Genomic DNA, 26,284 nt, shown 5'->3' on the forward strand with positions numbered 1-26,284 from the left:
ATTTTCTATAACTTCCGGTTATTGCCTTTTTGAAATTTCATCCCGGACTCTTGCTGCTTTTTCATAATTTTCATTATTAACAGCTTCATCTAGTATTTTGTTGAGTTCGCTAAGACTAAGTTTACTGTAATCTTCCCCGGTAGGCTTTATGGATTCTTTGTCTTCACCCAAAAGCAAATTTTCAATAACAGTTTCTTCTTCCTTTGAGATTGTTTTTTTACTCGTTGGGGTTTTTAAAAATATACCTGCTTTGTCCAAGATGTTTTTATAGGTGAATATGGGAGCCTTAAAGCGAAGTGCTAAAGCAATAGCATCACTGGTTCGGGCATCTATTATCTCTTCAATTTTATCGCGCTCGCAAATAATACTGGAGTAGAAAACGCCGTCAACCAATTTGTGAATTATCACCTGTTTTACCACAATATCAAAACGGTCGGCAAAGTTTTTAAAAAGGTCGTGCGTAAGTGGTCTGGGTGGGGTAATATCTTTTTCTAAAGCAATGGCAATGGATTGGGCTTCAAACGCACCAATAACGATTGGCAATTTCCGCTCGCCATCAACTTCGTTTAGAATAAGGGCATAGGCGCCATTTTGGGTTTGGCTGTAAGATATTCCTTTTATATTAAGTTTTACTAAACTCATTCTTCAGTGGTCAGTATTAAGTACGCAGTGTTCAGTTCAACAATGGATTATAAAAATAGCGAATAATAAAACAATAAAAAAAGGCTGTTTAAATTTGGATGTTTCCTTATTTAAACAGCCTTTTTTCGAGGCACAAATTAATAAAAAATTATGCGTTCTGCGCTTTAAATTCTTTTAATTTTTCGGTGAGTTTTGGTACAATTTCAAAAGCATCCCCAACTATACCGTAGTCTGCAGCCTTAAAGAAAGGTGCTTCGGGATCATTATTTATTACTACTTTCACTTTTGAAGCGTTGATACCAGCCAAATGCTGAATAGCTCCAGAGATGCCAATTGCAATATAAAGGTTTGAAGCAACAGGTTTTCCTGTTTGTCCAACGTGCTCGCTGTGCGGTCTCCAGCCCATGTCACTAACAGGTTTAGAGCAAGCAGTGGCTGCGCCTAATGTTTTTGCAAGGTCTTCAATCATTCCCCAGTTTTCAGGACCTTTAAGTCCGCGGCCTGCAGATACAACTATTTCTGCATCAGCTATAGTTACTTTATCTGTAGCTTTATCTACGGAAACAATTTCCATATCAAAATCGTGGGCGTCCAAGTTTGGCGAAAAAGCTTCGTTTGTAGCTGAAGTTTCTTTTTCCTTAAGTCCAAATGAGTTTTTGCCTAAACCAATAATTTTGATGTTGGTTGTAATTTCTGTAGTTGCAAAAGCTTTGTTAGTGAAAACGCTATGCTTCACTTTAAATGGTGAGGTGCTTTCAGGAAGTGAAATTACATTTGCTACGTAACCGGCTTCTAGATTAACAGCTAATGTTGGAGCTAAAAATTTGCTATTCGCACTAGATGTTAGCACAATTACTTCTGCTCCTTCATTTTTTAAGGCTTGACCTATTACATCAGCATAAGCTTCGCCATTAAATTTGTTCAATTTTTCATTGGAAACCTCTAAAACTTTTGAAGCCCCATATTTGCCCAATTCTGAAGTGTCATTAGCATTAATGCTAACCGCAGTAACGGAAGTTCCCATTTGGTCTGCAAGTGCTTTTGCATATGAAACTGCTTCCAATGCAATTTTTTTGATTTTTCCTTCTTCTGATTCTGTATATACTAAAACTGACATGTTTTCTTTTTTTTGATTCTTAAATTACCTTCGCTTCGTTGTGCAAAAGATTTACCAACTCGTCCACGCTGTCCACTAATTTTACAGCTCCTTTTGGTGCTGGTTTTTCAAAAGAAATTGTATTAGTTTCCGCATTTGAAGCTATTGGTTCCTTTACGTTTAAAGGTTTTGTTCGGGCTTGCATAATGCCGCGCATGTTTGGAATACGAAGATCACTTTCCTGTACCAAACCCTTTTGACATCCAATTACCAATGGAAGTGAAGTTTTTAAGGTTTCTTTCCCCCCGTCTATCTCACGAATTGCTGTAGCTTTATCTCCTTCAATTTCAAGACCTATACAAGTGTTTACAAAATTTGCACCTATAAGTTTTGCAAGCATTCCAGGAACCATTCCGCCGTTATAATCTATTGATTCTCTTCCCCCGATTACCAAATCGTAACCACCTTCTTTGGCAACGTTTGCGAGTTGTTTTGCTACTGAAAAACCGTCGGTTGCTGCTGTGTTTACGCGTATTGCTTCATCAGCGCCAATGGCCAAGGCTTTACGAAGGGTAGGTTCTGTTTCTGGACCGCCTACGTTCACAACGTGAACGGTAGCACTTTGTTTTTCCTTAAACCACATAGCGCGGGTAAGGCCAAATTCATCATTTGGGTTGATTACAAATTGTACTCCGTTGGTGTCAAATTTGGTATCACCGTCGGTAAAATTGATTTTTGAAGTAGTGTCCGGTACGTGACTTATACAGACTAATATTTTCATTTTTGAAGTGTTTTTGGATTGTAAAATATTGGCAAATTTTACGTTGAATTACAAACAAATTTGCTCGTGTGCGAAGTTAAGAATATATTTCCTTTTTTTGTTATGCACGCATAATAAAATTTGGTTAAAAATGAGGAAATATTACTTAAACAGATTGGAATTATAGTATTTTTGCTATCCCTGAAAAATTTCAGTTATTTACATTTCAATTTTAGCAGATGAAAACATTACAATTCAGAGAAGCCATACAGGAAGCGATGAGCGAAGAAATGCGTCGTGACGACACTATATATTTAATGGGCGAGGAAGTTGCCGAATACAACGGCGCCTACAAAGCCAGTAAAGGAATGTTGGATGAGTTTGGCGCAAAACGCGTTATTGACACTCCTATTTCAGAAAATGGTTTTACTGGAATAGCTATAGGTTCTTCAATGAACGGAAATAGACCAATAGTAGAGTATATGACTTTTAACTTTTCACTGGTTGCGATAGATCAAATAATAAACAATGCTGCCAAAATGCGCCAAATGAGCGGTGGGCAGTTTAATATTCCAATTGTTTTTCGTGGACCAACGGCTTCTGCGGGTCAACTTGCTGCAACACACAGTCAGGCTTTTGAGAGCTGGTATGCAAATTGTCCAGGTTTAAAAGTAGTAGTGCCGAGCAATCCAGCTGATGCAAAAGGATTGTTGAAGAGTGCTATTCGCGATAATGATCCTGTGATTTTCATGGAGAGTGAGCAAATGTACGGTGACAAAGGGGAAGTGCCGGAAGGGGAATATTTAATTCCACTTGGAGTTGGCGATATCAAAAGAAAAGGGAAGGACGTAACTATAGTTTCCTTCGGAAAAATTATAAAGGAAGCTTATAAAGCTGCTGAAGCACTTGCGGAAGAAGGAATTGAGTGTGAAATAATTGATTTACGCACCATACGACCAATGGATGAGGAAATGATACTTGAATCAGTAAAAAAAACAAACCGTTTGGTTATTCTTGAAGAAGCATGGCCTTTTGGGAATATAGCTACTGAAATAACTTATATGGTGCAAAATAAGGCTTTTGATTATTTGGATGCGCCCATTGTAAAGATAAATACAGCTGATACACCTGCTCCATATTCGCCAGTTTTATTGGAAGAATGGTTGCCAAATAGTGAAGATGTAATTAAGGCTGTAAAGAAAGTTCTTTATAGAGACTAAGTTTAAATATTCTAAAGAAATATCAGTTCCCCTAAATTTATGAAGTACCTTCTATTGTCATTTTTTATTGTTTTTGGTGCTTCGGTATATGGCCAAACCAAAGTTAGTGGTGTTATTAAAGACGCTACAGATTATCCGGTTGCCTTTGCCAATGTAATTTTTAAAGATTCGCAAGAGGGTACAATTTCAGATGAAAACGGACGGTTCTATTTGGAGAGTGACAAAACCTATAAAACGGTTATATTTTCATTTATTGGCTATACCACCAAAGAAGTGGAACTCACCTCACGGACCACCTACAATATGGAAGTGGTTATGGAAGAAAGCGCTGACGCATTGGATGAGGTAGTTGTGTATGCAGGAAAAACTTCAAAAAAGAACAATCCCGCCCTTGATATTCTTAGAAAGATTTGGGAAAACCGAAGGGAAAATGGCGTAAAAAAATTCAAACAGTATCAGTACGACAAATACGAAAAACTTGAATTTGATTTAAACACTATTGACAGTGCCCTTATTAAAAGCAAAGTTTTTAAGGGAATGGAATTTATCTTTGACCAGACCGATACTTCAAACATAACGGGCAATACCTATCTGCCAATTTTTATTAATGAAGCTTCTTCCAAGGTCTACGGGGATAATAATATAAAGGAAGAAAAAGAAGTTTTACAAGGAAACAAAAATTCAGGTTTTGACAATAACCAAACACTCATTGCCTTTGTAAAGGATCTTTACAGCGAATATGATGTATATGACAATTATTTAAAATTTTTCGACAAAGCTTTTACAAGTCCGCTCTCGCGAACAGGAATTGATGTTTATAACTATGTACTTCAAGACAGCGCCTATCGCGATAACAAATGGTGCTACAATATTGTATATTATCCACGCCGTAAGAACGAATTAACCTTTAAAGGAGATTTTTGGGTAAACGATACCACTTGGGCCATTAAGGAAATTAACTTACAAGCATCTAAAAGCGCCAATTTAAATTGGGTGCGTGATGTATATATAGAGCAGGAATTTGAAGTTTTAAATGATTCTACCTTCCTTATTACTCGTGATTATTTTATGAGTGATTTTAGCTTTAGAAAAAAAGAAGAGGCAAAAGGAGTTTATGGAAAGCGAACAACCTTATATGACAACTATGTTTTCGATATCCCGAAAGACAAAAAGTTTTATGCCCAGCAAGTAGATCCATACAATTATGAGGTTTACAACCGACCCGATGAGTTTTGGGATAAAAACCGAATGGAAAAGTTGAGCAAGGATGAAACTGGGGTTTATAAAATGCTTGACACGCTAAAAACTGTCCCGCGATTTAAAGCATTGTATAATGTTGGTGCTACATTAGCTAGCGGATATTATGAAGTAAAAAACTTTGATATTGGCCCCGTATTTTCAATTTTTGGATTTAATGAAGCCGAAGGAATGCGCATACGTTTGGGCGGAAGAACCTATTTCAGTCAAAATGATCAGTGGCGCTTAGAAGGTTTTGGAGCTTATGGTTTTAAGGATGATCGATTTAAATATGGCATTAGCGCGAAGTGGCTTTTGGATAGAAAGTCGCGATTAACCATTTTTGGCGGTAACCGTCGTGATGTAGAACAAACGGGTGCCAGTTTAACCAATAGCAATGACGTTTTAGGGCGTAGCCTTGCATCTTCTTCATTGTTGTCAGTTGGAGCCAATGACAGGCTTTCAAGAATAAACCTTAGTACTATTGGATTTGATATTGAACCCTTAAAGAATTTTATATTCCGTATTACCGGATCTTATAGAACTTTGGAATCTGCAACCGAAACATTTAGTATTGATTACAATATTATGGAGGATGGTATTTTTACTGGCGAAGTGAAAAGCGAACTGAAACAGGCCGAAATACAATTTGGCTTCTTATATACTCCCGGTAGAAAAACCTCTGGTTATGGTGTGGAGCGGACGGTTATAAATGAAGGGGATTTCCCTTCTTTCTACGCAGGCTATAGCTATGGTTTAAAAGACGTTTTAGGGGGTGATTTTGAATACAAAAAAATACAAGCGCTTTACACCCAGCCTTGGAATATAGGAGGAATTGGAAGACTGCTGTCTACAGTTGAAGTAGGTACAACCATTGGAGCGGTTCCGTTAAGTCTGTTGAATCCTATTCCTGGAAACCAAACATATTTTAGCCTTTATAATACTTTTACCCAATTGGATTACTACGAATTTGTAAGTGACACTTATGCTTCTTTGCACTTGCAGCATAATTTTGGTGGTCGCATTTTTTCACGTATCCCTTTAATTCGAAAACTTGATTTGAGGGAAGTGGTTGGCTTTAGGGCTGTTTATGGTTCAATATCTCAAGAAAATAAGGATCTTAATGCCTCCAATATTGTTTACCAAGCTCCAGAAGATATCTATTGGGAATGGAGTGTAGGTGTGGGTAATATTTTCCGTGTTTTTAGATTGGACTTCAATTTCCGTGGGAATTATTTTGACAATCCTGATGCCCGTAGCTTTGGAGTGACTGGGGTCTTTGGGTTTACTTTCTAATTATTTTTTATATGAATTGTAAACTTCTCCTTTTTTAAAGTATAATAACTATTTCTCTTTTCTAAAAACTTTATTGGTTTTGGTTAGCATTAATTTTCCATCCCTTAGACCTACTTTTTAGTATTGTTTGTGACCTATATACGCAGCCAAAGAGATTACTTTGTACTAACTATAAAGCTTTAATTCTTAAATAACAAAAAATCCCTTACGGAACCCCGTAAGGGACTGATTTTAGCCACTTTTTTCTCCCCAGAAATAAGTTGCGGCTAAATCGATACCAAAATAGGGATCCTTAATACCATTTCGTTGCGGTTTTCCGTAATTGAGGCTTTTTTTTTCTGGTTTACTAAAAATAAAACTATTTAGTTAGGAAAAGATAGCATTTACAAGGAGTTCTAGCTGTATGATAGGTTAAATTAGCCCTAAATCTTTTGCGATAGATATAAGCTGTGTAGCATTTTTTGCATTAAAATTCGCGCGAAGTTTTACAATTCGTTTTTCAATGGCGCTCAAGCTACTTGGGATGATATCCCGACTCTTGAAGTTTTGGCTTATTTCATCTTGAGATAATCCGTTAGCGAGGAGTTTCATCAATTCAATATCAAAATCGTCAATTTCAGATGTTGATGTTTTCCGTAACGCATTGCTAATTTGTGGTGAAAGGTAGGTTTGACCTTTGTATACTTTAAAGATCGCCTCTTCTAATTGTTTTAGGCCGTTTCTGCCTTTACAGACATAGGCATCCGCCTTACTGTCCAGCATTACGGATCGCACTTTTTGTGCACGATCTTCTACTGAATAGGTTATTATTTTAATAGTGGGATGTTCCTGTTTAAGCGCTTTTATAAGAATTTCTCCTGAAGCGTATTTTTGCTTACGATGATCTGCTATGAAGGAAAGATCTGTAATCAACAAATCGAAGGGTTGTTCACTTTGGGCTGCCTTTTTGATTTTTAAAAAAGCATCATCGCAATATTGTACTTGATGAAAATTGTCTATATGAAGGGCCTCTAAAATGGAAACAATACCATTGCTTATGCTGCCTAGATCTTCCGAAATTAAAACTTTCTTGAACATAACTTACAAAGTGATTTTTGCCTTAAACCCCTCATTGGGTTTTGATTCAAAAATAATAGTTCCGTTTAAGGTTTGAATACGGTTTTCCGCATTCAGCAGACCATTTTTATTTTTTATTTGGCAACCAACCCCATTATCTGAATAGGTAATATTTATTTTACTGTTAGTTTGGCTGAAGGATAAAGCTACCAACGAAGCTTGACTGTGTTTTGACATATTGGTCATTAGCTCTTTCAGAATTCTATAAACCGTAATTTTTTTTATATCGGAAACCGCTTTCCAATTCATTTTGGAAATGTTTTGGGTAATTACTGTAGTTTGTTGATTTTTATAACTCAGGAGGAGGTCTGATAATTGCTCGGTAAAATCTTCGCTAAGTTCTACTGCGCTGTTTTCTTTTGAAATGTCGCGGGTTTTGTTATATATATTTTCGATGTCATCTAGTACTTCATCATTGGCTGAGGTGTTGCCCTGTATTTTAACCATTACGTGATATAAGTCGTTCGCAACCTCATCATGTACTTTTTTTGAAATGCGCGCCTCGGTATTATACACTTGACGGATTTTTTCTTTTTTGTGCTTTGTTCTTAAAAGTAAAATAATAAAAATAGCCATAATCAATGTGAATATTCCGAGTATCATATATAATACTTTTTGCCCTTTTTCCTTTTCTTGAAGAAGTTGTGCTGCCATTGTATTTTTTCGCTCATTCTCCACATTATATTTTATAAAGGCATTTTTGTTTTCCGCCAATTGTTTTGCTTTTGCAATGCTGTCGGTAATTTTTTTGAATTGAACAATTTTAGGATCTGCATTCATGCTGACAAAAAGGGATAGCGCATCTTGTAGGTATGTAATGCTATTTAGCTTTGTGGCTGCTTGGTATGCCTTATTGGCAAATAGCTGTGCTTGCTTCTCATTATTAATATCAAAAAAATAAAGCGCAAGGTTTTTATAGCTGGAATAGGTTTTTGAAAGATCGTTTTTGCTTTCACGAATTTGAAGGGCTCTGTTTAAATTAGAAAGCGCATTGGGGTTTCCCAATTTGGATTGGACAATACCCAAGTTATCAAGCACCATCGCAAGTTTTAAGGAATCGGCGCTGACCTCTATCTTCTTATATGCTAAGGCAAGGTTTTCTGCCGCCTTTTCATAGTTGCCTAAATCCTTATATACATTAGCTTTGTTGTTGATAATTGTAATACTATCAGATAAACTTCTAGAGTACTCAAGTGAAAGGTTGTAGGTTTCCAGGGCTTTATCATAATTATTAGATTCCCTGTAGATTTGTCCCAATTGGTTATAAAGCGCTTTTCTGCCCTCTATTACGGTGTCTTTTTGAGGATAACTTTCTATTAGGCTCAGGGCCTCCACCACTGCATTTTCACTGTCATATATATTGCCGATTTTAAACTGCCCCATTGCTATAAGCCGTAAATCCATGACGGCAGCTAAGGTATCTTTCCGTTTTAGATCCACATCCTTTTTTAGGGTATAGAAATTTATTCCTTGGGGAATGTTGGAAGTACTATTCGGACTTACAATTGCCTGGTAAAGCCGATGGATGGAATCTTTTGATTTTTGGGAATATGCCGAAGAGGGAAATAAAAATACCGCCAAAATGAAAAAAAAGAGGAATGAAAGCTGGTTGTTTTTCATTCCTCTAAAGTACTAACAAATTGGCAGATATTTATCCGCCGCCAGTACCACCAATAGGAGGTGGGGGTGGAGGAAAATCACCGTCATCGCCACAACAGGCTTGTGCACTTTTCACTTCCTCTGACATTGTTTGTGGGGTACAGGAAGAAAGACCCATATTGAGGAAAACCGTAAATAAAATTAAAGCTATTTTCTTCATTTTGTATAGTTTAAAAATTGATATTGGTGATGCCTTCCGGGTTTTTCCCAGTAGTTTTTTATGACAACACGTGAAATTGGAAGGGGGAACCCTTCTGATTTTGAGAAGTGTGGAGCGCAGAAGTAAGGCAAGGGGTTACTTCTCAACATGGCCAATCACTTTACGCTGCGGCTCCATTAGTAGTATTGAAATGTTTCGGAAACCTTATTACACCTAAGGCGGCATTGCAATACTGAAGCAAATGAAGAAAGAAAGGATTGGAAAGTGTGGAAAGGAAATGGAAAGGAAATGGAAACGTTATGGAGAAGAATTTCCAAGTATTTTCCATCTGGTTTTTGTAGTTTTAAATCATTGAAAAATAGGGTATATGCATAAAGAATTACTTTTGAAAGCTTTTACGAAAGTGCGTGAGGAACTAGTTAGTGAGGGGATAAACTCACCATCAAATAACCAATGCGCAAAAGAACTTTCATCTATTATTTCTAAAAGTTTTAGTTATGGTGACCGTAGGCTGAGAGATTATTATAAGAAAGCAAAAAGTAGAACCGATGGAGATATTGATATTCCACAACAACAAGTTATTTTAGCTTTAGCTCAATATTTAGGGTATAAGGATTATGTTGATTTTCAAAATCAAAGTTGTTTAAAAAAAGATACTAAAGAAATAACTGCTGAGACAGACTTCAATAATAGACAGGAAAAGGAAGTTATGACGGATGGTGGTAGCAATAATCAAAGGCGAAATAACAGGTATTTTTGGATTACTATTTCAATATCTTTTTTATTGATTATTTCTTTTTTCGGATACGCTTTTTTTACCAAGCAAAAATGGATGGAATGGGAGGAAACTCATTATGTTGAGGCTTCCTATGACTCAGAAAAGCTTAGGGAGGGAAACCTTAAAGTTTATAAAGAGGAACGAATAGCGGGTTTTAAAAAGGTGACACCTAATTGTGATTCCAAATTTTTTAATGATGATGGCTCTGTTCGCATTTGGTATGGAAAAAACAAGGATGGGGATCTTGAGTATTTTACTAGTTATGAGCTGCATCCATTGACTGGGAAGACATTGAAGCCTATTACGCGGTATATGATAGGGAAGTATATATGTAAATAGTGGCCCTTCAAATTTTAAATGTGATTTTCTGCCAAATAAAAAGACCGCTATTAAGCGGTCATTTTTAGGTTAAGCGAATAATGTATTGTGGGGATTTATTGTTTAATTATCTGTTTAGTAACAGAACCCTTATCGGTACTTATTTTTACAAAATAAATAGCGCTTTGAAGGTTGTTCATATCAACTTCATAATGTGTTGCAGTAGAAAGATCCATATTTTTTAGTCTTCTTCCGCTTACGTCAAAAATCTCTAAGGTGGAAATTTTTGCTTCTGGTGAAACCACGTTGAGTATGCTAGTTGTTGGGTTGGGGTAAACGCTTACTTTTTCAAGAGCAGTGGCAGTATCTCCCAAAACTTCATTGCTTCTAAATTGTAAGGTAAAGCGACTATTGTAAGTTCCTTTTTCTGCTTTGAAGGTGTAGCTTTCCTGAGATAAATTGGTGCTTATATTTAATTCATTATCTATAAGAAAAACGGTGGCATTATCGAAACCTGGGCCTTGTATGTCTTTTATTGAAATGTTGTATTCAAGGTTTTCGTCCAACAAACTTGAAAAGCCCATAAGTACTTTAGCGCCATCTTCAAAGATTTCACGGCTTTGTATCCCAAACTCTTCACTTCCATTCTCCAAATGTGTATATAGGGAAAGTACATTTGCCAATCTTCGGCTATCATATCCTTGATCAATACCAGAAGTTGTTAAATTAGAGAAGCCAATTAGTGTATTATTTTGCATTTGGAACTGCTCGTTTTTAACCTGTATCCATATACGGTCATTGCCATCTGCTAATGGTCGGGGAGCAACGTTATTATTTCCTGTAACTCGCATAGCGTTTGTGAAAGTAGCAACACCTGCTGCTGTTGCTTTAATGCCGAAGCCTTGTCCAGTAGAAATATAACCACTTGGATCGGTTTGTGTTGGGTCTGATGGAGCTGGTGTACCTCCCATAAGATTATACATTGAAATATCTTCCATGTTAAAATTCATAGTATATGCACCAGGCAATAATGGACTTGGTGGCGTATTTGGATTCCAGAAATAGACTTCGTTAATCATAGAATTGGCGTTTATAAAATCTATGGCACTTATCGCCGATGGATATGGATTGGCCAATACATTGGGGCTACTGTTACTGTCTCCGTTATAAATTACATTGAAATCAATATGCCCACTATTTAGGGTGCCTTGTTCAAAGGTGATATCATAGGTTTTATTACCATCAGTTCCATTTAATTGTGGAAATGCTAAATAGCCTTCCCCCGGATTTATTGCACCAGAATAATTCACCCAATCATCTCTATTATCGTCGGCAAAGTTTTCTGCGCCTGGAAACTGTAAAGCAACCTCTGGATTTGGCACAAAATTTTCGGTTAAATGGTTTTTAACCTGATAAGAACTGGCAAAGGCTCCTTCGCGGGTTTCTAGCGTCATCGGACTTCCTGTTGCTAAAAAGGTTTTGGGAAGCATAAAAGGAGTTGTGTATTCAACATTTATTAAGCCGTTGTTAGCAACTGTAGCATCATCTTCAAATTGAACTACGCTACCTTGATGTTGTACAATAAGATTGCCATTAACAGTTATATCTTTTGTTACATTCAGATAATCATACGCTGCAACGGTAAGGGTTTTATTTGCATCTATCTCACAGGTACAGGCATCAACACTGCCTTTTATTGAAGTGTCATAATTGCTGCTAATTTTTGCGTTGGAACCGGGACCTGGGGTGCCGTTATTCCAAGAATTTCCAGAATAGGTTGTTGTTGGGGCCACTACGGTAACTGTGGCAGTACATGTTGATTTATTGCCATAGTCGTCTTCTACTGTAAAATCAACAAGGTTGGGACCTAGGTCTTTGCAAGTAAAAGTGTTTTTGCTGATGGTCTTTTTTACAATCGCTTTATTATCAGTAGAACCCCCATCAAGCATATTTGCGTTAATAGTAACCGAACCCGAATTTGTTAGCGTAGCATTAATATTTTGACATACTGCATTTGGATCAGTATTATCGTAATTTGGGTCTTTCAGAAGAAAAAATCCGCGGGTGTAGTCGCTTACTAATAGGTTTCCACTGTTGAAATAGGGATAAATGTTCCAGACACCGTGAAAGTTTGCACTGTTTGCTTCAGGGTAAGTGTCAAATGAGTTTATCTCTGTCATAACGCCATTAGCTATATCTGAAATTTTTATTATACGGACGCCGGCTTCGTAATTCGCAAGATAAAATCTGTTTTTACGTACATAACCATTATGGTCTATAGCAGCTGTTGGGCCATAATAGGTAAATTTTAAAGTTGGGGCGTCTAAATCGTTGAAATCGAAAATAAGCGTGCGCGTATTAAAGCCCTCATGAACTTCATCCTCTTCATCTCCAAGAATAAAATAACGCTCATCTTCGGTGAACCACCCTTGGTGTGTATAATTATAATTACTATAGGAAAGAGATGAAATTTTTATCGGATTGGCTTTATCTGTAATATCCACAATAACCACTTTTGATTCATTGCTTCCTATAAGTATTTCCCTTCCTTGATAGTCAGGGTCTGGACCATGGTAAACAATAACTTGAGCATCGTGTGTATAGCTATCTCCTGAATATCCCCCAGCATTTATGGGATTGGTTGGATTTTGAATATTAATGAAGTGAGGACCTCCGCCGTATAGTCCGGAACCCACTATATATGCATAACCTGATTCTTCATTAATCACGATGTTGTGAGATTTACCGAAAGCGCCGTAATGGGCATCTTCTGTGAACGTACGTCCGGAATTGGCAGTTAATCCTCTTAAGCGTGTTAAGTCAAAAACCTGCATACCGTGTCCGCTTGCTTCACTTACTATGAAGGCGTGGTTGTTGTAGGTTTTGATGTCGCGCCATAAACTGTTGACGTTATTATGCGATTTTAATTTACCTAGATTTTGTGGACTTGTTGGGTTTGTGATGTCTATAAAAACTGTACCATTATTCACTCCCATTAATGCGTATTCTTTGCCTGTTTGTGGGTCGGTCCAGCCCCAGGAATCGTTTCCGCTGGTGGCGCCCATGGATGCAAGGGAAATAAAAGATTGTAATGTAAGTCCATTGCATGGATATCCACCTGCATTACCGCCAGAACAAGGCGTTTGAGCTATTGTGAAGGTAAAGTTCATTAAAACAGCTAAGAGTAATATTTTTTTCATAATTGGAGTTATTATTGATTTAATGGAAATTGGTGTCAAGTTTATTCTAAAAAAGTGAATTCTACTGAGCAAGGTTTGTCAACGCCTATATAACCACGTCCTGGCCCTGTTTCAGGATCGTCAAATTCATCCCCAACCACCATGTCAAATTCCATTGTGAAAGGATAGGGAACGCCGGCTGTAAGACTTAGATATAATGTTAGTTGTGTATCGTGTGGAAATTGTTCGGTGTAAGTACCTCCGTTTATAGCGGCGTTGTACATTGAGTAAGAATGACTATAAGTTAAATAATTAGTGCCATTAAAGTTGAATCTAAACAACCCTTCTTGAGTAGCCATCATAATTTTATTGGGAGCAACAGGAAGCTTTACCTTACCAGCCCCCAATTGTTGGTTTACTTTTACTTTATACATGCCCGTATAAATTGGAGTAAAAGAATTAACTCCAGGTTCAAAATTATTAATATATACCCAATTTGAAGTAGGTTTATTATAGTCTTTACTACCCAAAGTTACTCTTTGTTGCAATGGGGTTTGTTCATAAATTTTATAATCTTCCCGCATATATTGCGGAATCCATCGGGTTCCATCCCAAACATATATGCCTGGGGACACATCATTTACTGTATTAGTATTAAAAATGGCTGTCCCAGCTACCAATGGTCCGCCATTGGGGTTAATTACTGGAGTTCCGAGGCTTGTAGCGGTAAGTGCTGCCTTGGGAAAAACTAAGCCGGTGGAATTGCTATTCTGCAAATCTAACATTCCTTTTGGAGTCAATGTGCCAATGCCCACTTGTGAACTAGCCCAGCACCAAGCTAATAAAAACACTAAGTATATTCCTAATTTATAAATTCGTTCCATGGTTTGCATTTTTTGGATTATTCTTTTAAATAGGTAAATTCAATAATACAAGGGATATCCTTACCTACATAGCCACGACCATCAATAACTCCGCTATTATTTCCATTATTCAGAAAGCCAATATTTAGAGCTGGGTCTGGGTCTGCAAACTGATCAAATTCTAATGAAAATGTATAGATTGTGCTAGCAACCAAATTAACGTAGATAGTCTTGAACACTTGGGAAGAAATATTGCTAAATTGAGTACCCGGAGCAGTACCTATATATTTATTGAATGTAGAGTAAGATTTTGCACGAATGAGATAGGGGGTTCCTTCAAAAGTAAACCTAAAATCACCCTCAAATAATGCCACATTTACATCGGCATTATCAATAATAGCTCCCCCACCATAGTCCAGTTTTAATTCAATTTTATATTGACCGGTATATTTAGAAAAAAAAGTTTTGGGAGAGGTTATTGGGAAACCTGTCACAACTTCCCAGCCTCCATTTGAGCTGCTGCGAAGAACAGCAGTTTGTTTAAACCCTTCAACCTGTCTTTTATAATAATGACGCACCCATAAGCTACCATTCCAAGAGTAAATACCAGGTTCCACATCAAAGGAGCCGTTACTTGTTGTATTAGTGTTATAGACGGTAGTGCCTACTTCTAATGGGTCGGTAGTTGGGTTTAATACGGGTAATTCTGCATTTGTTGCTGTAAGCGCTACACTTGGGTAAACAACACCGTATTGTGTGCTTTCAATATCCAATGCACCTTTCGGGGTGGTGGTACCAATGCCAACCTGGGCAACTGCCGGACTGGTGGTTAGTAAAAGTAAGAGACATATTTTAAAAAATATTAAGTAGTTTTTTTCCATCTTCTATTCTTTTAGTTTCCTATATAAGTAAATTCAACTGAACATGGCACGTGATCTGGGACACCAATATAACCAAGACCATTTCCTGAATTTCCACTGTTTTCAAAACCTGGAGCTGGATCCATATCAAATGTTAAATTAAATGGATAGGCCGTATTTGCATTGAGATTAAGGTATTCAATGATGAAAGTTTGTTGCCAAATTGCGTAATATCGTGTGCCGAAAAGCGTACAATTTGTTTTTGCGGGAACGCTGTAAGGAGTGCCATTAATTGTAAAAACAAAAATTCCCGTTTGTGGAACTATATCCATTTGAGGAGAAGCATCAGCAACATAGCCTCCGCCGAAATTGACACTAACCTCCATTTTATATGGACCACTATATTTTGGTGTAAATGTTTGACCCATGCCAGGAACATTTTGAACTCCGCCATTTGACGCAGGCTGAAGTAAAGTGGTTTGTTTATAAATTTTCGTTTCTTTTTTTGTGAACTTGTTCTGCCATTCTGTACCTGTCCAAACATAAATACCTGGAAACACAGCATTAATTCCAGAAGTTATTGCGGTATTGTAAACCACAGTGCCAGGTACAATATTTCCCCCTTGCGGGTTTAGAACAGGAGCTTGTATTGTTTTGGATGTTAGGGCTATTCTTGGAAGAACAATCCCTTGATTGTTTCCATTTACCTCAAGAATACCATGTGGTGTTGTCGTATTTATCCCTACTTGAGCGTAGGAAATACTATTAGTCAAGAAAAGAATGGTCGCAAAAGCTGACCACAGTGTAGGTAGTTTTATCTTCATAATTTGGGGTTATGTTGAAAATATTAGTACAATAGTATAATATTAATTCGATAAAGTGCAAATTTTTGGGTTAAAAGTTAAAGAAATTATGAAATAACCTATTAATTATCAGCTATTTCCTACATAATTCATTTTTTTGTTATTTATATGTAGGATTTTTTGTAAGAGTAATAAGGTTGTCTTTTTTATAAATCGAGATTTCAATATGTATCTTTGCATTTATGGAACACTTTTCTATTTATAATAACTCACCTATTGCCAAAATAGATCTTTCCGTTTTTAATATTTTGGGTAATTCTTTGTCTATTAAAAGGGAAGATATGTTGCATCCCTTCGTTTCAGGCAATAAATTTCGAAAACTCAAATACAATATTCAAGCTGCCCAAGAACAAGGGCAAAAAACGTTACTCACATTTGGCGGGGCCTTCTCAAATCATATTGCAGCAGTGGCTGCTGCGGGAAAAGAATTTGGTTTTGAAACCATAGGAGTGATTCGGGGTGAAGAGCTGGAAGTGAAAATTTCGGAAAACGCAACCCTTTCTTTTGCAAAGAGCTGTGGTATGCGGCTTTATTTTATTTCGCGGGAAGCATATAGGGATAAAGACAATCCTGAATTCATAATTAACTTGAAAAATCAATTTGGCGATTTCTATTTGTTACCAGAAGGGGGTTCCAATGCATTGGCTGTTAAAGGATGTGAGGAAATTTTATCTAATGAAACAGCTTCCTTTAACTATATATGTGTGCCTGTAGGAACTGGGGGCACTATGGCGGGATTGGTGAAAGCATCAAATAAAGAACAACAAATTTTAGGTTTTTCTGCTTTAAAAGGAACATTCCAAGCTGCAGAAATAGCAAAATATACTCCCAAAACAAACTTTGAAATCACCGACGATTATTGTTTTGGTGGTTATGGTAAAATAGATATTGATTTAATTCGTTTTATAAATGAGTTTAGAGAAAAGACCAAAATCTCTTTAGATCCTGTTTACACTGGAAAAATGATTTACGGCATTATGGATCTTTTAAAAAAGGGACATTTCAAAGAAAATAGCCGTATTTTTGCAGTCCATACGGGCGGCCTACAAGGTATTGCAGGTATGAACCAAAAATTGAAAAATAAAAACCTTCCTATAATTGAATAAAATGATTGGCAGAATAATTACCCTTCTTCTTATATGTAGTATTTGTTTTAGCAGTTGTAAATCGAAAAAAGTCGCTGTAAATCACAGAAAAAAGCATACAACTGAAAGAGTAGTGCGGGTGAAGCAGCCTATTAAAGAAAAGGAAACAAAAGCCGAAGAACCTAAGGTTGTTAAAATTCCTGTAAATGTTCCATACAGCGAACGAGTGGCCAATTATATAAATGAATTTAGCGGGATTGCTAAAGAAGAAATGCTTCAGTATGGAATTCCAGCGAGTATTACCCTTGCACAAGGTATATTGGAAAGTGGTGCTGGTGCGGGAGAACTTACTTTAAAAGCGAACAATCACTTCGGCATAAAATGCCACACCGGTTGGGAAGGCGATAGTGTATATCACGATGATGATGAACGCGGGGAATGCTTCCGAAAGTATAATGATCCAAAGTATTCTTATAGAGATCATTCGCTTTTTTTAACACAGCGTAGTCGCTATCAAGATTTATTCAAGCTTAGGAAAGACGATTACAAAGGTTGGGCAAAAGGCCTACGGAAGGCTGGGTATGCAACAGATCCAAAATATCCTGATAAGCTAATTGGTATTATTGAAAGGTATAACCTTGAAGCTTATGACAACGAAGTACTGGGTAGAAAAGTTAGCAACATAGATCCCGACGATTCTAAAATAGGCACCTATTCCGTGCAGGCTGGCGATACACTCTACAGCATTTCAAAGCGTTTTAACGTTACCGTGGAAACATTAAAAGGATACAACGGACTTCGAAATAATGACATTTCCATTGGTCAGGTTTTATACCTTCATCCAGTGAAAAACCAATAGTTATTGAAAAAAATTCGAACGACGTGCGAAGAATAAAATGTACAGAGCCAAGAATAAAGAGATAAGTAACGTGAAAGTTTTCCTTAGCATTGGTTATTTTTAAAATTTTCCTTCAAAAGCAATTAAAGTAAAAATAGCATCATTACAAACCCCTCAAACATTAGCATGAATTACAAAAGAAGCAGCGCACTATTTACTGAAGCGCAAAAAGTTATTCCAGGCGGCGTAAATTCTCCAGTTCGAGCATTTAAAGCAGTTGGCGGCACCCCTATTTTTGTTGAAAAAGCCGAAGGTGCTTATTTGTATGATGTTGATGGTAACAAAATGATTGACTATATAAATTCTTGGGGACCCATGATTCTTGGTCATGCGTATGAGCCTGTAGTAAATGCGGTAATTGATAAAGCAAAAAAAGGAACTTCTTTCGGGATGCCCACAGAAATTGAAACGGAAATTGCTGCACTTGCAGTTTCAATGGTTCCGAATATTGATAAAATTCGTTTTGTGAATAGTGGTACCGAAGCTTGCATGAGTGCAGTACGGTTGGCACGTGGTTTTAGTGGGAAAGATAAAATTATAAAATTTGCAGGCTGTTATCACGGGCATAGCGATTCCTTTCTCATCCAAGCCGGAAGTGGCGCTATTACTTTCGGCACTCCTAATAGTCCGGGTGTTACCGAAGGAACTGCAAAAGATACATTGCTGGCAAACTATAATGATTTAAAAAATGTAGAAGATGTAATTGCAGCCAATAAAGACGAAATTGCCTGTATTATTATTGAACCTGTGGCAGGAAATATGGGGTGTATTCCTCCTGCAAAAGGATTTTTGGAGGGCTTGCGAAATCTTTGTGACCAAAACAATATTCTTTTAATTTTTGATGAAGTAATGACTGGTTTTAGGCTTGCCGCTGGAGGTGTACAGGAGCTGTTTGGTGTGAAAGCTGATATTGTGACTTTTGGAAAAGTGATTGGTGGCGGACTGCCTGTAGGCGCCTTTGCCGCTAGAGAAGAAATAATGAACTATTTGGCGCCAATTGGCCCAGTTTATCAGGCGGGAACCTTAAGTGGGAATCCGCTGGCAATGGCGGCTGGCTTGGCGATGTTGAAAGAATTAAATGAGAACAGGGAAGTTTTCAAGTCAATAAATGAAAAGACAGCATATTTACATAAAGGAATTGACGAAGCGCTCGCTTCAGAAAATATAAAATTTACAATTAATCGCGTTGGTTCTATGATTTCGGTTCATTTTTCCGAAAAGCCCGTGATAGATTTTGCATCTGCAGCAGAAGCTAATAATGAAAATTTCAAAAAGTTTTTCCACGGCTTGCTGAATGAAGGAGTCTATATTGCACCCAGTGCTTTTGAAACTTGGTTTATATGTGATGCTTTAAGCTATGAAGATTTAGATGCAACCATTGCAGCGTGTAAAAAAGTTGCTAAGCAGCTTAAATAAAAAAACCCTTTCTAAAAATTAGAAAGGGTTTTGGTTAAATATAATTATAATCACTAATTATTCACTTTCAGCCATTTGGTATATTGATCTGCAGTTAAGGTTTTCTTCATTGCCTCCTTTAACTGATCGTCCAATTTTTTCTTTTCAGCAACAACAGAAGAATTTTTTAGGTCTTTACCATCAACATTTTTTTGGTATCCTACCTCTTTGGCTACAAGTGCTCTAAAAATAGTTCGGCCTTGGTCTCCGTTTAGGTTTAATGTTTCTGTAAGCTTTGCAGTTTCAGCTTTAGCAATTACCTCTGGTCTTCCTTTATCTTGAGATAAAGACTGTGCTGAGGTGGTTTGTATTCCTAATAGCATTGTTGTTGCAAAGGCAACTACTGTAAGTATCTTTTTCATTGTTTTAAATTTTAAAGTTACTAATGTAACTATTTTGAAAATAACTAAGACAATAACTGCGCCAAAAAAATGATTTTATTATTAATTTATTTTCTGCGTGATTTTTTTGAGCTGTTTTTGCCTTTCATTTGGTGGCGTTTATTTTGATGAGTCTTTTCCCATTTTGCAAATTGCTCTTCCGAAAGAATTTCTTTTAGCTTTTTCTTCATTTCAATTTGTCTGTCCAGCCTTGCGCTTTTTGCTTCAAATTTTTGAGCATCGGTCATTTCGCTTCTATTTTCTGAACGCGCTGGTTTGTTTTTCCCCATTTCAATATAGATTTGTTTCACTTTATTTTGTTGTGAATCATTCAAACCTAAATCGAGTGTCATCTTTTTTGTGCGTAATTCAGCTTTTTGTTCTGGCGTGAAATTTTCTTTCATTTCCTTGCGGTGCTCCTTTCTTTCAGAATTTTTGTTCTGTGCGGTTATGGCGAAAGTTGAAAATACCATTAAAATTATCATTGCTTTTTTCATCGTGTATGTTTTTATTGTTTAACATAACTATGACGCTGAAATATTGAATAAGTTTAATCAGCTCTATTTTTTAGTATAAAAAGAGCCGCAATTAGCGGCCCTAAGTATCAATTTTTTAGAGTAAAAATTTTAAAGTGAATCTATATATTCATTGAGCATTTGCAATGCTTCACCGTGAATAACTGTTCTTCCCAATTGCGGCATTCTGTAGGTTGGCAAGGTGCTTTGAAAACGTGCAATTATTTCGCCCCTGTTTGCGTAGATTCCTGTATCAGGAAAAGCTGTTTCCAGTCTAAAATCCAGCATGAACCCTGGCGGAACACTTCCTCTCGGTTGGTGGCAATGCGCGCAATTTACATCCATATAGGCGCGAGCACGATCTTCAATCAATAAATTTTCGTCTTCCCAATTTGGCAAAACACTTGTATTCCCAGAGTTTACACCTTGCAAAAGCCCAAGGCCCCCAAAATAATTTAATTGGTTTTGATTGGTATAGGAAGGAATGAAATTCAAATTGCGCAATTTTAAGCCAATTGGTGAGGTTGTTGTGTTGTTATTATGGCAAGTAAAACAGTCCTGTTTTGAAGGAATTTGGTAGTTTACATTTTGAGTGTTTCCATTTGCGTCTATAAAGCTAATGGCTTCTGTACTACCCGTTTCGCGTAAAGTGGCTTCGGTTTGGGAGGCATTCCAAATGTAATCGCCTACAATCCATTCTCCATTTACTTTCAATTGAATTCGGGTTTCAATTATTTTATTGCCTAAAGATGGGTCGCGTTCGTCAAGATTATAATAAAATGTTTTTGAAATTAGAGTATTGTCTGGAAACGCAGGCAATAAATCGGTGTTGTTGTAGCGCATGCTTTTTCCGTTTGGAAGGCGAATGAGTCTTTGTTTATGTGCGTAATCTGTAAATAGTGTGCTGTGAATTTCGTAAAGTTGCACGCCATCGGAAGGATTCAAATCGGAAAGATTACCATCAAAAACACCCATTTCTGAAAGTAATGGTAAAAATGACAAGGGTTGCTCAATAGTAAAAGCTTCGAGTGTATTGCTTTTAGCAGATTCGTTTTCTTCAGCATCAAATGCAGTAATATAGAAACTATATAACGAGCCTGAGGTAAGACTTTCTATGGTAAAAGTGGTTTCGGTAATTAACCCCGTAATTGCTGTTTCGTCTTGATAAATTTTGTACCCAGTAACGCCAATGTTATCGGTTGACGCTTCCCAAGTAAGTTTTATGGAAGTTTCGGTTTGCTCCGAGGCGTCTAGGTTTAGTGGTTTTGAAGGAGCTTGCGTATCAACTTCCTCAACTTCCATAGGGTCATAACTATCATCCTTTCCGCAAGCGGTAATCATTAAACCGATAAGGGTCAAAAAAAGTAATTTCTTCATTTTACTAAAAATTAAGTAACTAAAAATATAAAAATTGGATGAATGAGTAGATTTTTGGCTGTTAAATTAAAAATCATATAAAAGTAGTGCTCCCTCATCCAAAATTGGGTTGTTTCAAAATTGGTTTAAGATTATTATGAAAGTTGGTAGTACCAGTAGTAGTTCATTAATTACTATCGCTCAAGTTTCTAGCAGGTATGCTAGAACCCTTTTACAAATCCCGATGTATAGAGGGGAAGATTAGGGGTTGGTTTTTTATGAATAAAAAAAGGAGCCACATTTAATGTGGCTCCTTTCATAAATTAAAATAATTTACAATTATTTCACAACAAAACGTAATACTTTGTTGTAGTCTTCAAATTTCAAGATGTAAACACCCAAAGAAAGATTAGAGATATTGATGCTGCTGTTGCTTGCATCAACATGTTGTTCTTTTACTTTTTGGCCAAGCATGTTATAGATGGCAACGTTGTAATTTTCTTTTAAATTTGATAAAGCAATTGTAGCATCTGCCGGGTTTGGATAGATGGAAACACCAAGTAAAGCTTCATTATCATTAACTCCTGCAGTAATACAAGGAGCTGGTGCAGTTCCTGCGTTAAGAACGTTTAAATTACAAGTTCCTTCAGCTGAAAAAGTTGCAGTAACATTAATTGGCCCACCATCTGAAGGCATTTGTACACCCACAAAAGTATGAGGAGAAACCAAACCTGCCACAGCAGTTGAAGCTGTTCCATCACCTGTTAGATCTAACGTTCCGGTTGTTGGAGCATTTATAAAGGTAACTGTAACATCTGCTGTAAAGAAATCGTCACTGCCGTCTCCCGGTGTTCCGTTATCATTACAAGGAGAAATGTTTGAAGTTTCGATTTCAGAAATATCACAAGCATTTGGATTACAAATATAAACAGGCAATGTATACCCTCTTGCTTCAAACCTGTCAGTGAAAGTATCTATTTCTGCACAGCTGTAGCCCATATCAATAGCTGCTTGTCTTACCGCGATTGCTGCATTTTGTTGGTTTGTATTGCTATTGGTCATACCAAGCCCTTCCCAAACTGCGGCGTCCATTTTTTCTCTTCCAACAATCTCCCAAATTTCAAGGAGCACTGAAGCCCAGATTTGTCCATCTGTATGGATTTGACCGCTTAGTCCACCTGGGTACATAGCGCCATAATTGGTAACTCGACCTCCCCAAAATGGGTTGTGTCCGTCCCAGCCAAAAACCCAGAAATATTGTGTGTCTGAACTGTCCCAAAAGCCTGTGCTTCTCTTATAAGAGTTTGCCCAATAGTCACCAGTTCCCTCACTTAAACCATTTACTTGGCTAAGGTTTCCGTTAGTGATAAAATCGTGAAGACCATGGCCCAATTCGTGAAGCACTACGTCCATATCTTCTGCATCATCCACGCCGCCTTCACCAAACTGAAGACTTCCTGCACTATAAAAAGAGTTATCAGCACCATTGGCACCATGTGGATCGTAACGAATCACGCCGCCATTGTAAATTGAAACTAATGGAATTCCTAAAACATCATTGATATAACGGAAACTTTTATCGATGTGGTGATAGCAGTTTGCAGCTTCAAAACCTTGTTCGTCACGTGTGAAGTCAAAATCTGGCGATGGTTGAAGAAAAAGCCCTGTAGAAGGAGATCCTAATTCAGCTATTTCTGTATAGGGGCCTCTTAATCTATAGTTTGTACCATCAAAATCAATATCAAAAAGTGTAACTGCTGTTCTTGCAGCATCAAGTTGGGCGTTAGTTTGGTCGTTATTATCTACATAATTTCCGTCATACATACTACCTGTTTTGGTAAGCGGGTCTGGATCAAAAACCATTGCAGTACCAGTTGCCATTGTTGTAGGAGCATTTGGGTTTTTTATACCTTTAGGATTACCCTCTCCGTTTTTTTTGTGGTAAATGGCAATATCTTGGGTGCTTAAAACAGTTCCTGTTTTTGCATCAACGATTGTTTCCCAGTTTCCCATTCTGAATTCAGACATAGTGGTTACTCTGTAAACCAATTTACTGTTTCCTAATTTATTATAAACATAGAGACCTATTTCTTTTTGGGAAATATAACCTTCAATGTTCAAAGCAGTTTTTGCAGCATTCAATGCATCGTCTTGAGAGATTGAAGGGTTTGTGTCTATAGTTTCAACAGCGCTGTCAAAAGTGCTGGCATGGTAAGTTACCTGGTTTTTGTTAGAAACGTGAACTGCCACGGAAGAATCAAAAACTTCCACACCGTTTACAGTATGTTGGTAACGAAATGTTTCGCCTGAAGGGCCAGCGTGGCTGTTATTCATTGTAAAACTTTGGTTTGTTTTATTAATCGGCATATTGTTATCCATCCAAGATTGGGCAACACTTTCTTTGCTGCTCTGCGCAAAGAAAACCTGGGTTAAGCACACTAAAAGTGCAGTGAGTAAAACTCTTGTTTTCATAGAAATATGGTTTAGAATTTGTGAATTGTTTTCCAAATGTAATGTTAATGAATTGTAATTCAAAGTCTTCTGTGTAAAGTAAATTGAATTTAGTTCATTCAAATGTCTCTCTATTCCATAAAAAAAGGAAACCATATTGCTATGATTTCCTTTTTAATTAATAGCGAAGGACTATTATAAAATTGATACTGTCAAATTATCATCTGTCTTTTCAACTTTTGCAACTTTTGAAGCGGTCAATCCTTTTATGGCTTTGTCCCACTTTTTGTTGCTCAGTCCGCTTTGAGCTTTTAGTTCTTCCAAAGCAATAGGTGAGTTAGTCTTTAAGAGTGTGTACACTGCTTTTTCATCTTCGGTCATTTCTACCTTTTTCTTTTCGGGACGCATTTGAGGGAAGAAAAGTACTTCCTGTATGGAGGCATTATTAGTCAAGAACATAACTAAACGGTCCATTCCGATACCCATACCGCTTGTGGGGGGCATACCATACTCTAAAGCTCTAAGAAAGTCGAAGTCTATAAAAGCTGTTGCTTCATCATCACCTCTGTCTGCCAATTTTAATTGGGCTTCAAAACGCTCACGCTGATCTATGGGGTCATTTAATTCGCTGTATGCATTTGCAACTTCCTTGCCGCAAACCATCAATTCAAAGCGTTCCGTTAGTTCGGGATTATCGCGGTGCTCTTTACAGAGTGGGCTCATTTCCTTTGGATAGTCTGTGATAAAGGTTGGCTGAATGTAATTGCCTTCACACTTTTCGCCGAAAATTTCATCAATCAACTTTCCTTTACCCATAGTTTCATCTACAGGAATTTTCATCTCTAAAGCAGCCTTTCGGATTTCATCTTCAGTCTTTCCGGTAATATCAAAACCTGTGAAGTTTTTGATTGCTTCGGCCATTGTAACTCTTGGGTAAGGCGCCTTGAAATCAATTTCGTGTTTTCCGAAGGTCGCTTTTGTAGTTCCGTTTACTTCCGTGGCGCAGAATTCCAGCAATTGTTCGCAGAAATCCATCATCCAGTTATAATCTTTATAGGAAACATAAATTTCCATAGCGGTAAACTCTGGGTTGTGTGTGCGGTCCATTCCTTCATTTCGGAAGTTTTTGGAGAATTCGTACACCCCGTCAAAACCACCCACTATTAGTCTTTTTAGGTACAATTCATTTGCAATTCGCATATATAATGGAATGTCTAAAGAATTGTGGTGCGTGATAAAAGGTCTTGCTGCAGCACCGCCCGGAATGGGTTGTAGCACGGGCGTTTCCACTTCAAAATAACCGCGATCGTTAAAGAAAGAACGCATGGCGTTGAAAAGCTTGGTTCGCTTTACAAAAATTTCCTTTACGTGTGGATTTACCACCAAATCTGCATAGCGTTGGCGATAGCGTTGTTCCGGGTCGGTAAAAGCATCGTGTACTTTTCCATCTGCGTCTACACGTGGTTGTGGTAAGGGTTTTAAGGCCTTACTCAGCAGTGTGAATTTTTTTACCATGATGGTTTTTTCACCAACTTGGGTGTTAAAAAGCTCACCCTCAATACCGATGAAATCACCAATATCAAGCAATTTTTTATAAACATCGTTATAATGACTTTTATCTTCACCAGGGCATATTTCATCGCGGTTAAAATAAACCTGAATACGTCCTTCGGCATCCTGAAGTTCTGCGAAAGAAGCAGAGCCTTGTATTCTTCGTGACATTAATCTTCCGGCAACCACGACCTTTTTCCCCTCTTCAAAATTTTCCTTTATCTTTTTTGAAGTATTGTTTACAGGATATAAATCTGCGGGATATGGATTTATTCCACGGTCGCGTAGCTGTTGTAATTTTTCTCTTCGGATGATTTCCAGTTCAGACAGTTGCATAAAGTATGTATAAAATAAGTTTGCAAAGATAGGGAAATGAAGTGCTAATTGCGAAGCGCCTTTATTAGAAAAAAAGAATAGATAAAATAGAACAAAGGTTGAGGGTGATTGTTGAAGAGTATAGAATTAATGAAATCAGAATACTTTGTTGATCAATTTTTTAAAACAATATCTTGTAACAAAAGGAAAAATGGCTTGACACATAGCTTAA

The 26,284-nt window shown here is 37.2% G+C and carries 22 protein-coding genes; 6 read left to right on the top strand and 16 right to left on the bottom strand.

Annotated features, from left to right (window positions below):
- Positions 1-18 precede the first annotated feature (18 nt).
- The 3 genes from AEQU1_RS06080 to AEQU1_RS06090 all read right to left on the bottom strand — a co-directional run bounded on the left by AEQU1_RS06080 (position 19) and on the right by AEQU1_RS06090 (position 2,519).
- Positions 19-642 carry a bifunctional nuclease family protein gene (locus AEQU1_RS06080; RefSeq protein WP_111879638.1) on the bottom strand — a complete coding sequence of 208 codons (624 nt, stop codon included), beginning with the start codon at positions 640-642 and terminating at the stop codon, positions 19-21.
- A 148-nt stretch (positions 643-790) separates the two neighbouring features.
- Positions 791-1,759: an electron transfer flavoprotein subunit alpha/FixB family protein gene (locus AEQU1_RS06085; protein WP_111879639.1), complete on the bottom strand. Its 969-nt coding sequence runs from the start codon at positions 1,757-1,759 to the stop codon at positions 791-793.
- Between the two features lie 19 nt (positions 1,760-1,778).
- Positions 1,779-2,519 (bottom strand): electron transfer flavoprotein subunit beta/FixA family protein, encoded by a 741-nt coding sequence (locus tag AEQU1_RS06090; RefSeq protein WP_111879641.1) that lies wholly within the window; start codon positions 2,517-2,519, stop codon positions 1,779-1,781.
- Between the two features lie 218 nt (positions 2,520-2,737).
- Here AEQU1_RS06090 and AEQU1_RS06095 point away from each other — a divergent pair, with 218 nt between their 5' ends.
- On the top strand, positions 2,738-3,718 hold the full coding sequence (locus tag AEQU1_RS06095; RefSeq protein ID WP_111879642.1) for a pyruvate dehydrogenase complex E1 component subunit beta: 981 nt from the start codon (positions 2,738-2,740) through the stop codon (positions 3,716-3,718).
- 39 nt (positions 3,719-3,757) lie between these two features.
- Entirely contained in the window at positions 3,758-6,250 is a 2,493-nt protein-coding gene (locus tag AEQU1_RS06100; RefSeq protein ID WP_111879644.1) for a DUF5686 family protein, read from the top strand.
- 411 nt (positions 6,251-6,661) lie between these two features.
- Here the strand turns inward: AEQU1_RS06100 and AEQU1_RS06105 are convergent, their stop codons facing one another.
- The 4 genes from AEQU1_RS06105 to AEQU1_RS06120 form a co-directional block, all read right to left on the bottom strand.
- The gene (locus tag AEQU1_RS06105; protein WP_111879645.1) at positions 6,662-7,327 is read right to left on the bottom strand and encodes a response regulator transcription factor; all 666 of its coding nucleotides are present in this window, start codon (positions 7,325-7,327) and stop codon (positions 6,662-6,664) included.
- Positions 7,328-7,330: 3 nt separating this feature from the next.
- Complete coding sequence (locus AEQU1_RS06110) at positions 7,331-8,986, bottom strand: tetratricopeptide repeat-containing sensor histidine kinase (protein ID WP_111879647.1); 1,656 nt, start codon at positions 8,984-8,986, stop codon at positions 7,331-7,333.
- Positions 8,987-9,017: 31 nt separating this feature from the next.
- Entirely contained in the window at positions 9,018-9,185 is a 168-nt protein-coding gene (locus AEQU1_RS06115; RefSeq protein WP_181566719.1) for a hypothetical protein, read from the bottom strand.
- A gap of 160 nt (positions 9,186-9,345) precedes the next feature.
- On the bottom strand, positions 9,346-9,513 hold the full coding sequence (locus AEQU1_RS06120) for a hypothetical protein (RefSeq protein ID WP_181566720.1): 168 nt from the start codon (positions 9,511-9,513) through the stop codon (positions 9,346-9,348).
- Positions 9,514-9,552: 39 nt separating this feature from the next.
- Here AEQU1_RS06120 and AEQU1_RS06125 point away from each other — a divergent pair, with 39 nt between their 5' ends.
- Complete coding sequence (locus tag AEQU1_RS06125) at positions 9,553-10,302, top strand: hypothetical protein (protein WP_111879649.1); 750 nt, start codon at positions 9,553-9,555, stop codon at positions 10,300-10,302.
- A 95-nt stretch (positions 10,303-10,397) separates the two neighbouring features.
- On the opposite strand, the gene AEQU1_RS06130 is transcribed toward AEQU1_RS06125, so the two are convergent.
- From AEQU1_RS06130 to AEQU1_RS06145, 4 genes are read right to left on the bottom strand one after another with little or no spacing between them, the layout of a single operon-like run.
- Positions 10,398-13,481, bottom strand: coding sequence for a choice-of-anchor B family protein (locus tag AEQU1_RS06130; protein WP_146743722.1), 3,084 nt, complete (start codon positions 13,479-13,481; stop codon positions 10,398-10,400).
- A 41-nt stretch (positions 13,482-13,522) separates the two neighbouring features.
- Positions 13,523-14,344 (bottom strand): hypothetical protein, encoded by an 822-nt coding sequence (locus tag AEQU1_RS06135; RefSeq protein WP_146743723.1) that lies wholly within the window; start codon positions 14,342-14,344, stop codon positions 13,523-13,525.
- Positions 14,345-14,361: 17 nt separating this feature from the next.
- Entirely contained in the window at positions 14,362-15,204 is an 843-nt protein-coding gene (locus AEQU1_RS06140; protein ID WP_111879654.1) for a hypothetical protein, read from the bottom strand.
- A gap of 11 nt (positions 15,205-15,215) precedes the next feature.
- On the bottom strand, positions 15,216-16,007 hold the full coding sequence (locus tag AEQU1_RS06145) for a hypothetical protein (protein ID WP_111879655.1): 792 nt from the start codon (positions 16,005-16,007) through the stop codon (positions 15,216-15,218).
- A 221-nt stretch (positions 16,008-16,228) separates the two neighbouring features.
- On the opposite strand from AEQU1_RS06145, the gene AEQU1_RS06150 reads away from it, so the two are divergent.
- The 3 genes from AEQU1_RS06150 to hemL all read left to right on the top strand — a co-directional run bounded on the left by AEQU1_RS06150 (position 16,229) and on the right by hemL (position 19,445).
- Positions 16,229-17,152: a 1-aminocyclopropane-1-carboxylate deaminase/D-cysteine desulfhydrase gene (locus tag AEQU1_RS06150; RefSeq protein WP_111879657.1), complete on the top strand. Its 924-nt coding sequence runs from the start codon at positions 16,229-16,231 to the stop codon at positions 17,150-17,152.
- Between the two features lies 1 nt (position 17,153).
- Positions 17,154-17,990, top strand: coding sequence for a glucosaminidase domain-containing protein (locus AEQU1_RS06155; protein ID WP_111879659.1), 837 nt, complete (start codon positions 17,154-17,156; stop codon positions 17,988-17,990).
- 165 nt (positions 17,991-18,155) lie between these two features.
- Positions 18,156-19,445, top strand: a complete 1,290-nt coding sequence (gene hemL / locus AEQU1_RS06160; protein ID WP_111879660.1) for a glutamate-1-semialdehyde 2,1-aminomutase — start codon at positions 18,156-18,158, stop codon at positions 19,443-19,445.
- Between the two features lie 53 nt (positions 19,446-19,498).
- On the opposite strand, the gene AEQU1_RS06165 is transcribed toward hemL, so the two are convergent.
- From AEQU1_RS06165 to lysS, 5 genes are all read right to left on the bottom strand, one after another.
- A complete protein-coding gene (locus AEQU1_RS06165) occupies positions 19,499-19,846 on the bottom strand; it encodes a hypothetical protein (protein ID WP_111879661.1) in 348 nt (115 codons plus the stop codon).
- A gap of 86 nt (positions 19,847-19,932) precedes the next feature.
- On the bottom strand, positions 19,933-20,361 hold the full coding sequence (locus tag AEQU1_RS06170; RefSeq protein ID WP_111879663.1) for a hypothetical protein: 429 nt from the start codon (positions 20,359-20,361) through the stop codon (positions 19,933-19,935).
- A 129-nt stretch (positions 20,362-20,490) separates the two neighbouring features.
- Positions 20,491-21,756, bottom strand: coding sequence for a fibronectin type III domain-containing protein (locus tag AEQU1_RS06175; protein WP_111879664.1), 1,266 nt, complete (start codon positions 21,754-21,756; stop codon positions 20,491-20,493).
- Between the two features lie 318 nt (positions 21,757-22,074).
- Positions 22,075-24,207 (bottom strand): T9SS type A sorting domain-containing protein, encoded by a 2,133-nt coding sequence (locus tag AEQU1_RS06180; RefSeq protein WP_181566721.1) that lies wholly within the window; start codon positions 24,205-24,207, stop codon positions 22,075-22,077.
- Between the two features lie 174 nt (positions 24,208-24,381).
- Positions 24,382-26,073, bottom strand: coding sequence for a lysine--tRNA ligase (lysS, locus tag AEQU1_RS06185; RefSeq protein WP_111879668.1), 1,692 nt, complete (start codon positions 26,071-26,073; stop codon positions 24,382-24,384).
- Positions 26,074-26,284 lie beyond the last annotated feature (211 nt).

This window comes from Aequorivita sp. CIP111184, assembly GCF_900489465.1.
Taxonomy (GTDB): Bacteria; Bacteroidota; Bacteroidia; order Flavobacteriales; family Flavobacteriaceae; genus Aequorivita.